The organism is Rhodococcus sp. NPDC060086 (assembly GCF_042730275.1).
GTDB lineage: Bacteria > Actinomycetota > Actinomycetes > Mycobacteriales > Mycobacteriaceae > Rhodococcus.
In genome coordinates, this window is record NZ_JBHWWZ010000001.1 from 254,236 (window position 1) to 268,011 (window position 13,776).

Below are 13,776 nucleotides of genomic sequence, written 5' to 3' on the forward strand. Positions count from 1 at the left end.
TCAGTTGCCGATGAAGTCGTACTCGGCGAACTTCGCTCCACCGGACAATCTTTCGTAACCGGGTCCTCGATCGAAGAACGGCTCTTCCGGAGCACGCTCCGATCGCATCCGCTCGCGCAACACCTCGGTCGCTTCGACATCCGCGACCGGCGAATCGGCCGGCGCATCCTTCAGGACGACACCGTAATCGGTACGGGCTCCGCCTACGGACACCTTGCGCCACAGTACGTCTCGCACCACCTCGTCGACGGGACGGTCGAGCGGGTCGCCCCAGCCACCGCCGCCGGTCGTGCGAATCCGGACGACTTCGCCCGCCTTGATGGGTTCGGCATCGGTGAGTGCGTCGAACTCGCGTTCGTCGGGACCACCCGGATTCAGCACGACGGAGAACGGCCGTCCGGCCTTGCCGCCCTTGACGCCCCAGCATGCCAGGATCGACCGGTCGGCGATGGACATGAAGTGCCCGTCCTTGAGCATCCGGATGTGCTTCTCGTATCCGAGACCACCGCGGTAGCGACCTGCTCCACCGGAATCGACGGCAAGACCCAGCTTTTCGACGATGAACGGGAACCGGCTCTCGGTGAACTCCGTCGGCAGATTGCGGGAGTCGGGCACCACGTGGATGGTGTCCTCGCCGTCCGCATAGTGCCTGCCGCCCGAGCCGCCGCCCAGCACCTCGCGCATGAGGTACGAGTGCCCCTCGAAGTCCTCACCGTACACACCGGTGTAGCGGATGGTTTCCTGGTCGGCGGGCATGTTGCCGTCGACGGCCTTCGCGACCACACCTGCCAGTACACCGAGCAGACGCAGAATCACGAATGTGCGGGCGTTGGTGGGCGCCGGGAAGATCGGCGTGATGAGCGTGCCCTTTTCGGGGAACTTCATCTCGATCAACGGCACGACGCCCTCGTTGACGTCGAGTTCGGCCATGCGTTCCGGGGTGTCCGCCAGGTTGCGGAGGATCGGCGCCAGCCACTTGATCAGGAAGTTGCCGTCCGCGTAGTCGCCGCAGTGGTTGATCGGCCCCTTCGCCTGCGGGCCGGTGCCGTTGAAGTCGAGGATCAGGCGTTCCCCGCCCTCGTCCTCCGGGCCCGTCTTCGTCAGAGTGATCCGCTGGACATGCAGCATGGGCTCGTCCACACCGTCGTGCTCGGCGTAGTCCTCCCAGGTGTATTCGCCCTTCGGGATCTTACTGAGGATCTCGCGACGGTAGGTCTCCGTGGTGGCGTCCATCATTGCGTCGAAGCATGATTCGACGGTTTCGACGCCGTACCGCTCGAACAGTTCTGTGAGACGACGTGCCCCCATGAGACAGGCCGAGCACTCGGCGTCGAGATCCGCGGCGAGGGCGTCGGGCATCCGCGAGTTGCGGGTCATGATGCGCAAGGCCGCCTCGTTGGGAACACCCTGGTCCCACAACTTGATCGGCGGAACCATCAGGCCCTCCTCGAACACCGTGGTGGCACCCGACGGCATCGATCCCGGGCAGCATCCGCCGATGTCGTCGTGATGGCCGAACGCCTGCACGAAGGCAACGACCTTCGGCTCGGTGTCGCCGGGCCGGGTCGCGAACACCGGCACCGTGACGCACAGATCCGGCAGGTGGCCGATGCCACCTTCGGAGAGGTAGACGTCGTTGTGGAAGAAGACGTCGCCCGGCTTCATGGTGTCGAGCGGGAAATCCCGCGCGATCGGGTGCACCAGCGCCGAATACGAACGGCCCGTGAGTTTGCGAAGGTTCCGGTCGTGGATTCCCGCGCGGAAGTCGTGGGCATCGCGGATCATCGGCGAACGCGAGGTCCGCGAGATGGAGGTCTCCACTTCCATCTCGACACTCGCGAGGTAGCCGGCGACGATTTCCACGAGCACCGGGTCGGGTGCTGCTCCCCCGGCCTCGGTGAGCCGGTAGGGTTTCGCCGCCTGTGCTGCAGCAGCATCGAGGATCGCGGTCATCGGTTCACTCCGTTCGAGTCGGACGTCTTGGTGATGCGGATATTTCCGAAAGCGTCGATCCGCGCGCGGAATCCGGGGTGCACGGGAATCGTGGAGCTGAACTCCTCGATCACTGCGGGACCGTTCAATTCGTCACCGGCACCGAGCAGGGCCCGGTCGTACACCGCGGTGGTGACCCACTCTCCGAAGTAGGCGTCGCGAGTTCCCGTGACAGCGACCTCGGCGCCGCGACCCGCGGCGATCTCCTTCAGCTCGGGACGCTTGATGGGCCCGATGCCGCTCACCCGAAGATTGACCCACTCCACATGCTGGTGCGGGTCACCACAGAAGTCGTATCCGTAGAGTTCGCGGTGGGCTTCGTGGAAGCGTGCCGCAGCCTCGTCCATCAACTCCTGGGTGACGGGTCCGTCACCGAGCGGTACGCGCACCTCGAAGGCCTGTCCGAGGTACCGGAGGTCTGCCGAGCGTGCGTAGCGACGCTCGTCGGGAGCGAAACCTTCGTCGGCGAGCGCGCGCTCGGCCTCCACCGCGAGCGCATCGAGTCCGGATTGCAGCTCGGTGACCTGCAGCCGGTCGTGCCGGCTCACGTGCGTCTGCACGTAGTCGTTGCGGACGTCGACGGTGAGCAGCCCGAATGCGGAGACGTTACCCGGGTTGAGTGGGACGAGAACATCTTTGAGACCGAGGATGTCGATGAGGCGGCACGCGAGCAATGAACCGGAGCCGCCGAAGGTCACCAGCGTGAAGTCGCGGACGTCGAGTCCACGCTTCACGGTGACCTGACGCAACGCGTTCGCCTGGTTCCATGCCGATACTTCGAGGATGCCGGTGGCACATGCCTCGAATTCGAGACCCAGCCGGTGGGCGAGCTCCTCGACGCCCTTGCGCGCGAGCTCGGTGTCGAGGGGGATCTCACCGCCGAGCAGGTGCGGGGGGATCCGGCCGAGCAGCACGTGCGCGTCGGTGATGGTCGGTTCGTCACCGCCCTTGGCGTAGCACAACGGTCCGGGATCGGCGCCGGCCGACTGCGGACCGACACGCAGCGTGCCTTCGGGGGTCATCCACGCGATCGAACCGCCACCGGCACCGACGGTGACCACGTCGATCATCGGGATCTTCGACGGGTACATCCCCACTCGGCCCTCGGTGGTGAGAGCAGGCTCTCCGCCGACGACCACGGTGACGTCCGTCGACGTGCCGCCGCCATCGCACGTGAGCACCTGGTCGACGCCCGCGACACCTGCGATCAGAGCGGCACCGAGTGCGCCTGCCGCCGGCCCCGACAGCACCGTCGTGATCGGCTGATTCACGACCTCTTTCGCCGACAGCACACCGCCGTTCGACTTCATCACGTAGAACGGGATGTCGCGCTGTTCCCCGTCGATCGAGGAGAACTCCCGCAGACGGGTGGCGATGTTGCCGACATAGCTACGGATGTTGGGCTTGACGGAAGCATCGACGAGTGTCGTGATGGACCGCTCGTATTCGCGGTACTCGCGCAGCACCTCGCTCGAGATGCTCACCGTCGCCTCGGGGTACTCGTCGAGGAGGATGTCGTGGACGCGGCGCTCGTGCTCGGGGTTCGCGTACGAGTGCATCAGGCACACACCGATGGTGAGCACTTCGCGCTCCCGGAAGAACCGTGCCGCAGCGCGGACGTCGTCCTCGTTCAGCGAGCGAATCTCTTTGCCCTCGAAGTTGAGTCGTCCACCCACCGTGCGGACCCGGTCGGCCGGGACGATGCGGTCGGGCTTGACCCAGAAGTACGAGTTACCGTAACCGTCCGGGACGGACTGACGGGCGATCTCGAGCACGTGCTCGTAGCCCTCGGTGGTGATGAAACCGAGGTGTCCGACCTTGCCTTCGAGCAGCTTGTTGGTTGCGACGGTGGTGCCGTGACTGACGGCCCCGATCGCATCGCCGGTCTCGCCGAGCTTCGCGAGCACCTTCTCGACACCGGCGAGAAAGCCCACCGCGGGGTCCGACGGGGTGGACGGGGTCTTCGTGGTGACGATCGCACCCGACTCGTCGTCCACGGCCACGATGTCCGTGAATGTTCCGCCGGTGTCGATACCGACCCGAATCTTCCTGGATCCCACACTTCCTCCTGGGTTCGTCTCGCCGGTTCTTCTTTGACGCTTGGTGACATTCCACCCGCTGCGCGACGCCGTTTCTTTGTCACATATCGCCGAACTCACTCGCACTTGTTGGGGGCTTCGTGCATCGACCGCTGTACACACGACGGCACCCCACACACGACGGCACCCCGGGCCGGCAGGGCGGATGCCCGGGCCTGGGGTGCCGTTCGGTTCGTGTCGCAGCGCTCTATCGGCGGGCGAGAATCCCGCCGAGGACCACACCGGCGAGTGCAATGACCGCACCCACCGCTGCCGAGGCCAGAACTGTGGCGACCGGCGTGGCCTGGTCGGAGCCCTGCACCGCAGCGGCCGGCGCGACTGCAACCGTTGCGCTCTCGATTGCAGCAGGCCCGGCGACAGCAACGACCTCGTCGGCCACAGGTTCGGGGATTCCGTTCGCGATCACCCCGTCGATGCCGTTGAAGAACACCCCGGCCATCTTCTTTGCTACACCGGTGATCATTCGCTGGCCCACGCCGCCGACCATTCCGCCCACGACCGCGTCGGCGTCGTAGCTCAGGACAGTGCCGCCGTCGCGCTCCTCGAGTCGTACCGTCACGTCGGCCTTGACCGTCCCCGGCGCGCCGGAGCCCGATGCGGTCATCACGAACGAGTCGGGCCGGTTCTGCTGGGACAACAGCACTTCGCCGTCGTAAGTGCCCTTGATCGAGGCGACGCCCGCGGTGATGGACAGCTTGTAATGGTTGTCGCTGATCTGCTCGAGCGATTGCACACCGGGGATCGTGGCCGCGAGAACACGGCCGTCCTGCAGGCTGTCGTACACGACCTCCGGCGGGGCGATCAACTGCGCGGTACCGGCGATTCTCATTCGTTCTCCTTGATCCGGTTCGCCGCGTGGTTCAGACGCAGCTCGAACAACTCCGAGGGGGAAATCGGCATGGACGTGATCGGGATGCCTTCCGCGTCCTCGATCGCAGCGGCGATGACGGCCGAGGTCGGGATCACTCCTGCCTCACCGGCACCCTTCATGCCGAGAGGATTGAGCGCGGACGGGGTTACCGTGTGATCCATCTCGAGGGAATCGGGCATCTCGGTGACGAACGGCATGAGGAAATCCATGTACGACGCATTGAGCATCTGCCCGTGCTCGTCGTAGACGATCCGCTCGTAGAGCGCACCACCGATACCCTGGGCCACCGCCCCGATCACCTGGCCTTCGACGATCCGCGGGTTGATCACGTTGCCGCAGTCGTGCACCACCGCGTACTTCCGCACGTGGATCTCCGCGGTCACGGGGTCGGTTTCGACGATTGCCGCATGCACACCGGACGCGAACGTCGACGTGGGCGGCGAATAGTAGCCGGTGGCCTCGAGCCCCGGCTGCTCGCCTTCGGGAACGGGCGGCACCGTCATGTCGGTGTCCGCTTTGGCGAAACCTGTCGCCTGCCGGGAGGCGTCATCGAACGCGTAACGCAACGGGTTGGAGAGCACCGCAACCACTCCGAGCGGGATCGATGTGCCATCGGCGCCGGGCTCGGTGCCGAGGACGCACACATGTCCGCCGCGCAGCTCGAGCATCGCCGGATCGACATGCAGGTGGTCGGCGGCGATCTTCTTCGCCTTCTCCGCGACCATCTGCCCCGCGACATGGAACGCCGAGCCGGACATCACGGCACCGCGCGACGCGAAAGTTCCGACTGCGTAACCGAACCGGCGAGTATCTCCGGTCACGATCTCGACATCCGACACGGGTACCCCGAGATCGTCGGCGACGATCTGCGCGAACGACGTCTGGTGGCCCTGCCCCTGGGTGGTGAGGCCGGTCGCGGCTTTCACCTTGCCCGAGGTCTCGACGAGCACATGCGCGCCCTCGTACGGCCCGGGGCCGGTCCCTTCGACATAGGCGCCGATTCCGATACCGACGGTACGGCCTTCGGCCTTCGCCTGCTCCTTGTACTCGGCAAAGCCGTCCCAGTCGACGAGTTCCTTCAACTTGTCGATGCCGGCCTGGTAATCGCCGGTGTCGTAGATGAGGGGCCGGCCGTCCTGGAAGGTGAGGTGGAAGTCGTAGGGCATCTCCTCCGGCCGGATGAGATTGGCCTCGCGCACCGCGATGACGTCCTTGCCGAGGTACTTCGCGATCGCGTCCATCGACCGTTCCATCGCGAACACGCCCTGTGGGCGGCCGGCACCCCGGTAGGGCGTGACGATGACCGTGTTCGTATACAGCGAATAGGCTTCCACCCGGAAGGATTTCGGCTTGTACGGGCCGAGCACCTGCGTGGAGGTGTTGAGGATGACGATGATGCCGTACGGCAGGTAGGCGCCGTTGTCGTGCCAGAGGGAGAAGTCGAAGGCAAGCAGCCGGCCCTCGTCGTCGAACCCGACCGTCACCTCGTGCACCTGCCCGCGTTCGTGCGCGCTCGAGATGAAATGTTCACGCCGGTCTTCGACCCATTTCACCTCGTTGGAGATGCCTGCTTGTCCGAGCCTGCGGGCGGCCCAGGTGACCATCACCTCTTCGGGCCACGGGTGCACGATCTTCACACCGAATCCACCGCCGACGTCGGGGGCGATGCAGTGCACCTTGTTGTGTGCCATACCGAGTCGCGCGGCGATCGCCGCGCGCGCGGACGTCGAGGTCTGGGTAGAGGTCCAGAAGGTCAGGGCCTTCTCGTCGTCGTCCCAGCGCGCGTAGACACCCTTGCCTTCCATCGGCATCGAGGCCGACCGCTCGATCTCGAGGTTCAGTGTCAGACGGTGCGGTGCAGCTTCGAGTTCGGCGTCGACGTCGCCGAATCCGTGCTGCAGGTGCGCGGCGACATTGTCCGCGACATCAGGATGGACGGTGTGCTCGGCACGACGGGACACGTCGATACCGACGACCTCGGGCAACGTGTCGTAGGTGACGTCGATGAGTGCGCACGCGTCCTCCGCGATGTACCGGTTGTCGGCGACGACCATCGCGATGGCCTCACCGACGTGGTTCACCTCGTCCTTCGCGAGCGGATACCCGTTGCGCGGGGCGGTGATCGCCGGATGCGGAATCAGCAGCGGCAGATTCTCCGCCATCTCCGGGGTGTCGTCCACGAGATCGTCGTAGGTGTAGATCGCGTGCACACCCGGCACGTCGAGGGCGGCGTCGATATCGATCCCGGTGATGCGGGCGTGGGCGTGCGGCGACCGGACGAACGCCGCGATGAGCGCACCATGCCCGAGGTCGTCGAGGTAGCGGCCCTGCCCGCTGAGCAGGCGGCGGTCTTCGCTACGCGGGATCGGTTTGCCGAACGACTTGCCGTCCTTGTCGTCCTCGAGGTCCGGGGTAGCGCCCGCAATATCGGGAGTGGTGGTACTCACGCGCGTCCTGCCTTTCCACCCACCGGATGGGTGGTGCCGCGAACTTTGCCGTCGAGCGAGGCACGCGCCGATTCGTCGTCGGGCCCGAGCGGTGAACCGCCGGCGCGTTCCCGCGTGATCTCCGCGGCACGGAGCACCGCGGCCTGGATGTTCGTGTATCCGGTGCACCGGCAGAGATTGCCTGCGATCGCCTCCGTCGCCTCCTCGCGGGTGGGCGTGGGGTTCTCCTCGAGGTAGGCGGCAATCGTGGTGACGAAACCCGGTGTGCAGAAGCCGCATTGCAGACCGTGGCAGTCGATGAACGCCTGCTGCACGGGATGCAGCGTGCCGTCGGGTTCGACGAGTCCTTCGACCGTCGTCATCGAACGGCCTTCGAGGCTCGCGGCGAGCACGAGGCAGGAGCGCACGGGTTTACCGTCGAGCAGCACCGTGCACGCACCACATACGCCGTGCTCACATCCGACGTGGGTGCCGGTCTGGCGCAGATGGTGCCGGATCGCGTCGGACGCGAGCGTTCGTGACGGCAGCACAACCGTCTGCGTCACGGAGTTCAATGTGAAGGTCACGGCCACATGTTGTTCGCCGGTGTCGGCCTCCATTTCGCTCACACGCTCCTCGAGGGTGCGTTCCGGTGCGCGACCTCGGCCTCCACGCGGCGTCGTGCTCGTCATGATCGTCCTCCTGTCGGCATCGGCATTCTGGTCCCGTCGCGCGCGGCATCCTGCGCGGCGGCGAAACCGACCCGTCCTGTCAGCGCAGCCACCAGCTGCGAGCGGTAACGAGCGGTGGCATGGATGTCCGCATCGGTGTCGACGGTCTCACGGGCCATCTCCGACACCAGTTGCCACATGGGGTCGCGGTCGTCGGTGGCCGATGCTCCGCGCAGCGCGTCGCTGTAGTCGACGACCTGCCCGAGCTCCCCGGCGGACACGTAGGTCATTCGGGCGGAGGTGATGGCCCCGTCCTCGACTTCTACCTGCGCCACGACACCCACGAGCGCGTAATCGCCATGACGACGGGCGATCTCGTCGATCGCCGTACCCATCCCGGGCCGGGTGGGCGGCACAGTCACGCTCGTGGCGATCTCGTCGGGTTCGAGGGTCGACTCGAGCGGGCCGGCGAACAACTCGTCGGCTCTGATCTCCCGTACGCCGCGCACCGATCGCACGGTGAGTGTGCCACCCAGTAATGCCAGCACGGCGGGCATCTCCGCGGAGGGATCGGCATGGACGATCGAGCCCACTGTGGTACCGCGGTTGCGGATGGTCGGATGCGCCACCAGCCGCAGCGCCCGTCCGAGGAGGGGCTGCACCGCTGCTGCCGAGGCATCGGCTTCCAGCGCGGTGTGGGTGGTGAGGGCATCGAACGTGACACCCAGCTCGGGCGAGGCCGACACCGCGTCGAGACGCGGGATGGAGCCGATGTCCACGAGGTGCGCGGGCGCCGCGAGCCGCATCGACAGCAGCGGTATCAGCGATTGACCACCGGCGAGCACCTTGCCCTCATGGGCCACCCGCGCGAGAATTTCGCAGGCCTCGTCGATCGACCGGGGTCGGTGATAGGTGAGTGGCGACGGTTTCATTCAGTAGATCCTGCCCGCATCGTGCGATCGGTGTTTGGTGAAGAAGTGACAACGCTCACGCCCTTCCTCTGTCAAAAGTAATCGAGGTCACGCGGGTTGTTCGACCCGGTGCCGCGTGGTCCCGCCGTCCGGGTCGGTGTCGGGTTCACGATCCAGCTCGGCGCCGCTACCGCCGGTGTCCGCATCGTCCTTCGGGGCAATGGCCCGGCACACGTGGTAGAGCACGATGACGACGATGGTGCCGAGCGCGATGCCGCCGAGCGAGAAGGAGTCGGTGAAGTTCAGCGAGGTGTCGCCGATAGCGATGATCAGGCCCGCAGCGACGGGCATGAGGTTGACCGGGTTGCCGAAGTCGACGCCGTTCTCCTTCCATATCTTGGCGCCGAGCAGGCCGATGATGCCGTAGAGGACGACGGTGATCCCGCCGAGCACACCGCCGGGCGTCGCCGAGATCACGGCACCGAACTTGGGCGAGAACCCGAGCAGCATCGCGATCACACCGGCCGCCGCGTAGGCCGCGGTCGAGTACACCTTGGTCGCGGCCATGACGCCGATGTTCTCGGCGTATGTGGTGGTCGGCGAGCCGCCGACGCCGGTCGCCATGGCTGTGGCCAGACCGTCCGCGGCGAGTGCGCGCCCCATCATCGGGTCCAGGTCGGTCTTCGTGATCTCGGCAACGGCCTTGACGTGGCCTGCGTTCTCCGCGATCAGGGCGATGACGCCGGGCAGTACGAGCACGATGAACGTGAGGCTGAAGGAGGGTGCGTGGATGCCGACGATGCCGTTGGCCTCATCGGTGAACGGGGGCAACCCGAACCACGATGCGGACGCGACACCGTCCCAGTTGACGCGGAAGTGTTCGGTGACGGCGCCGGCGGTTGCATCGTACGAGGTGATCGGCCCGGTAACCAGATCGAGCACCCACGACAGCGCGTACCCGAACAGCAGCGCCAGGAAGATCGCCACCCGGCCGAGGAATCCGCGGAGGGCGACACTGCCGATCACCAGTACCACCATCACGATCAACGCGACCCACTGGTCCTGTGGCCAGTAGGTACCGGCCACCACGGGCGCCAGGTTGAATCCGATGAGCATGACGACGGCGCCGGTGACGACAGGCGGCAGAACTCTGAACACCAGCGAACCGCCGAGGAAGTGGACGGCCACACCGATCGCGGCGAGGACGAGGCCCGACACCATGATCGCGCCCGTCACCTCCGCGGAGGTGCCGCCTTGCGCGTGGATCGCGGCTATACCGCCGACGAACGCAGCCGATGTTCCGAGGTAGCTGGGGATCCGACCTTTCACGACGAGCAGGAAGAACAGCGTGCAGAATCCCGAAAGCATCACAGCGAGCTGTGGATTGAGTCCCATGATGATCGGGAAGACGAAGGTGGCACCGAACATCGACACCACGTGCTGACCGCCGAGCCCGATGGTGCGGCCCCAGGTCAGCCGTTCGTTCGGCGCGACCACTTGCCCCGGCTCGATGGTCTTTCCGTCTCCGTGCAACGTCCATATGGCCATGGTCGGACCTTTCAGGAAGAGTGTGGTGCCACCGAGAGTCGACGTCGATTGTTACGGTTGTGTTGCCGCTCACACGTGCACCTGGATAGGCGCAAACGTTAATTGAGTCAGGGCGTTCGAGGATAGGAACAATCTGCCAGTGCGCGACGGCAGATATTGGCACTATTAGGAATTGATCCCACGCATGGCGATGATCTTGAGTGCGAGCGAGAGGTCGAGACGCAGCTCGGGCTGCGCGGTGAACGGGCCCAATATCTTCTCGAGCTTCGCAACCCGATATCGTAACGTGTTGTAATGAAAATGTAACTGGCGCGCGGTTTCTGCGATGTTGATGTTCGTCGCGAGCAACACCTCGAGGGTGCGTCGCATGTCCTGTGCTTCGGCGGTGTCGTCGGTGAGCTCCTTGAGCGTCTCCCGCGCGAACGACTCGAGTTCGTCGGTGTCCTCGACGAGGCTGAGCAACCGGTACACACCGAGATCGTCGAAGTGCGTCACCGCCCACGACCCGGTTATCTTGCGCCCCACCTCGAGTGCGGTTCTGGCCTGTCCGTAGAGCGCCGGAAGGTCGGCAGTCGACGACGATGCCCGCGACACCCCCACTCCGAACGGCCGACGTCCGCCACCTCCGGCGCCCCGTACCTGCGCAACAAGTTCATGAACGAGGGTCATCGTGTCGCTACCTTCGCCCATGATGATCACGGTCTCCGTCGCGAGCGCTGTCACCGCAGCCCCGGGATCGCGTCCTGCGACAGCACCGACGAACGCTCGCGCCTGCCGCTCGACGACCGGCAGACGAGCGGGGGCGGGTGGCTCGTCGTCGTCGACGACGTCGGGTTCGACCGCCACGACCACGATGGGCCGATCGAGATTCCACCCGAACATCTGCGCGTGCACGATGACCTGCTCGGGATCGCCACCGCGCCCACGCAACAGATCGCGGACGAAATTGGCTCGGTGCTTCTCTTCGACCGCGGAGACGGCCAACTCCCGGCTCACCACGAGTGCACACACCGTCGCGGCCTGCTCGACGAGATACAGATCCTCACTCGCGAGAGTCCGCCCCGGACAGAAGAGTACGAGCCTGCCGTGGTCGATGCTGTTGGCCGAGATCGCAGCGATCGCCACATACTCGTCACCGAAGCGATGCAGGCCGAGTCCGCCGTCGAGGCAATCCGTGCGGACCCGTCCCGTGGAATCCAGTGCAGCGGTCGACGCCAGCCAACCGAAATCCGCGTCCGCTCCGGCACGGCAGGTCTGGCGGCCGTCCGGGGTGGTGATGAGCACCGCGCCACCGAGGCCGCGTGCCACACCATCGGCGAGCGCCTTGTGACCGCCACCCGCCATCACGATCTCGAGCAGTCCGCGGCGCAGGTGATCGGCTCGCAACACGGCATCGACCTGTGTCTTCGCCATGCCGGAGAGGCCGTATGCGAGCTCGTGATCTGCGTCGATGTCAGCGGGGGTCGTCACGACCGGGAAAGCGGCGTCCCGCGCGATATCGTCCGGCAGCCCGCATCCCTCGTCGAGCCGGACGACGAGGCCTGCGATCTCGTGCCGGGCCAGCCGGGCGGTGAAGTCGCCGATCGTTCCCGCCAGGCGCCGGAGCACCGTGGTCGAGGTGACAAGGAGTTGGTTCGGACGGAGCCACGGGCCTATTTCCGGGAGCATCATCACGGCGACGTCGGTGACGTCACGTGCAGTGGCCACGTCGCCCGCTATCACCGTCGGGTCGATGAGAAGTCCCGAAACGACGATGTCGGCGAACGGAATCGGCTCGGATACGGCGTGATGGGTACCGCCTGCGTCGGCGCTCCGGGAGGCGTTCATCTTCCGTACCGTCACAGCAACACCCGTTCACCTGCCAGTAGTTCGTCCCGCCGGGCGCGAGACCATGACCATAGATTCCCGCTACGTCGTCGTCAACACGGTTTCGCGGTAGGTGACGGTCGAGTCTCGACGTTATCCGCAACGCTCGACATCACCGGGCACAGAATACGCCGAAATCAGGGGCACCCACTTGTACATTGTCGCCGTCGCGCCATGGTGCCCGACTCGACCATCGTCGTGACGATGAAGCCTCTACTCCACAGCGTCCGCGTCCTCGATCTGTCCCGAGCCCTCGCCGGCCCCCTGTGCACCTCACTGCTCGCCGATTTCGGCGCCGACATCATCAAGGTCGAGTCCCTCGGTGGCGGCGACAGTTCACGTCAGTGGCCTCCGTTCGACGGCTCCGACAGCTTGTACTTCGCATCGGTGAACCGGAGCAAGCGGTCTGTCGCACTCGACATGCGAAGCGACGAAGGGCGGAAGTTGCTTCTCCGCATGGCATCCGAAGTAGATGTGGTCGTCGAGAACTTTCGGCCCGGGGTACTCGCTTCGATGGGACTCGACCAGGAAACGCTGCGCCGCGACAACCCCGGAGTGATCGTGATGAGCGTCAGCGGCTTCGGACCCACCGGACCCGACCAGTTCGCACCGGGTCTCGATCAGGTCGCGCAGGGCATGTCCGGACTCATGTCCGTCACCGGTGCCGGCGAGAACACACCCCTGCGAGTCGGTATTCCCATCATCGACACGGTGTCGGGAATATATGCGGCACTGGGCATCACGGCTGCGCTCGTCGCCCGGTCCCGAGACGGCGAGGGCCACCACGTGCAGACTTCTTTGATCGAATCGGCCTTGTCGATCATGACGTTCCAAGCGCAGGACTATCTCAGCACGGGGCGGGTCGCCGAACCCAATGGCAACACTCACCCCACCATCACCCCGTACGGCTGCTTCGATACCGCCGACCACCCGATCATCATCGCAACGGGATCCGACAAGCATTGGGAAGCGCTGTGCGCCGTGCTCGGCGACCCCGATCTCGCGGCGCGTCCCGAGTACGCCACCGGCAAATCTCGCCTCGAGTACCGCGATCGATTGACCGAGGAGCTGCTCGAATTGCTGGCGCACAGGTCGGCGGCCGAGTGGGTATCGGACATGAGGAAGGCGGGAATACCTTGCGGTCCGGTGCATTCCGTCGACCAGGCGTTCGCCGATCCGCAGGTGCAGGCTCTGAACATGGTCCAGACCGTGTCCACGCCCGACGGCAAGGATCTGCCGCTGATGCGGGGACCGTTCTGGGTCGATTCCGAAACGCTGCCGATCCGGAACGCCCCGCCGATGACCCTCGGACAGGACACCGACGCGGTGCTCGCCGAATTCGGTGTCGCCGACGACGAACTCGAATCCTTACACCGATCCGGTGTGATCTGA

At 65.6% G+C, this 13,776-nt stretch carries 9 protein-coding genes; 1 reads left to right on the plus strand and 8 read right to left on the minus strand.

Annotated elements, in window-relative coordinates; translation table 11 throughout:
- The 8 genes from ACFWB0_RS01235 to ACFWB0_RS01270 form a co-directional block, all read right to left on the minus strand.
- The gene (locus ACFWB0_RS01235) at nt 1-1,953 is read right to left on the minus strand and encodes a hydantoinase B/oxoprolinase family protein (protein ID WP_378488580.1); all 1,953 of its coding nucleotides are present in this window, start codon (nt 1,951-1,953) and stop codon (nt 1-3) included.
- Nucleotides 1,950-4,052 (minus strand): hydantoinase/oxoprolinase family protein, encoded by a 2,103-nt coding sequence (locus ACFWB0_RS01240; protein WP_378488581.1) that lies wholly within the window; start codon nt 4,050-4,052, stop codon nt 1,950-1,952. The genes ACFWB0_RS01235 and ACFWB0_RS01240 overlap by 4 nt, the downstream gene beginning before the upstream one ends.
- A gap of 226 nt (nt 4,053-4,278) precedes the next feature.
- On the minus strand, nt 4,279-4,920 hold the full coding sequence (locus tag ACFWB0_RS01245; protein ID WP_378488582.1) for a carbon monoxide dehydrogenase subunit G: 642 nt from the start codon (nt 4,918-4,920) through the stop codon (nt 4,279-4,281).
- Nucleotides 4,917-7,388, minus strand: coding sequence for an aerobic carbon-monoxide dehydrogenase large subunit (cutA, locus tag ACFWB0_RS01250; RefSeq protein WP_378488690.1), 2,472 nt, complete (start codon nt 7,386-7,388; stop codon nt 4,917-4,919). The genes ACFWB0_RS01245 and cutA overlap by 4 nt, the downstream gene beginning before the upstream one ends.
- Before the next feature lie 17 nt (nt 7,389-7,405).
- Nucleotides 7,406-8,008, minus strand: a complete 603-nt coding sequence (locus tag ACFWB0_RS01255) for a (2Fe-2S)-binding protein (RefSeq protein WP_378488691.1) — start codon at nt 8,006-8,008, stop codon at nt 7,406-7,408.
- Between the two features lie 68 nt (nt 8,009-8,076).
- Nucleotides 8,077-8,991 (minus strand): FAD binding domain-containing protein, encoded by a 915-nt coding sequence (locus tag ACFWB0_RS01260; protein WP_378488583.1) that lies wholly within the window; start codon nt 8,989-8,991, stop codon nt 8,077-8,079.
- 87 nt (nt 8,992-9,078) lie between these two features.
- Nucleotides 9,079-10,518, minus strand: coding sequence for a uracil-xanthine permease family protein (locus ACFWB0_RS01265; protein ID WP_378488584.1), 1,440 nt, complete (start codon nt 10,516-10,518; stop codon nt 9,079-9,081).
- A 165-nt stretch (nt 10,519-10,683) separates the two neighbouring features.
- Complete coding sequence (locus tag ACFWB0_RS01270; protein WP_378488585.1) at nt 10,684-12,345, minus strand: helix-turn-helix domain-containing protein; 1,662 nt, start codon at nt 12,343-12,345, stop codon at nt 10,684-10,686.
- A gap of 243 nt (nt 12,346-12,588) precedes the next feature.
- On the opposite strand from ACFWB0_RS01270, the gene ACFWB0_RS01275 reads away from it, so the two are divergent.
- Entirely contained in the window at nt 12,589-13,776 is a 1,188-nt protein-coding gene (locus ACFWB0_RS01275; protein ID WP_378488692.1) for a CaiB/BaiF CoA transferase family protein, read from the plus strand.

What these genes read in the sequence shown, in the direction of transcription:
- ACFWB0_RS01235 (WP_378488580.1), bottom strand. Translation starts at nt 1,953, where the DNA reads ATGACCGCGATCCTCGATGCTGCTGCAGCACAGGCGGCGAAACCCTAC.
- ACFWB0_RS01245 (WP_378488582.1), bottom strand. Translation starts at nt 4,920, where the DNA reads ATGAGAATCGCCGGTACCGCGCAGTTGATCGCCCCGCCGGAGGTCGTG.
- ACFWB0_RS01255 (WP_378488691.1), bottom strand. Translation starts at nt 8,008, where the DNA reads ATGGAGGCCGACACCGGCGAACAACATGTGGCCGTGACCTTCACATTG.
- ACFWB0_RS01260 (WP_378488583.1), bottom strand. Translation starts at nt 8,991, where the DNA reads ATGAAACCGTCGCCACTCACCTATCACCGACCCCGGTCGATCGACGAG.
- ACFWB0_RS01265 (WP_378488584.1), bottom strand. Translation starts at nt 10,518, where the DNA reads ATGGCCATATGGACGTTGCACGGAGACGGAAAGACCATCGAGCCGGGG.
- ACFWB0_RS01270 (WP_378488585.1), bottom strand. Translation starts at nt 12,345, where the DNA reads ATGAACGCCTCCCGGAGCGCCGACGCAGGCGGTACCCATCACGCCGTA.
- ACFWB0_RS01275 (WP_378488692.1), top strand. Translation starts at nt 12,589, where the DNA reads ATGAAGCCTCTACTCCACAGCGTCCGCGTCCTCGATCTGTCCCGAGCC.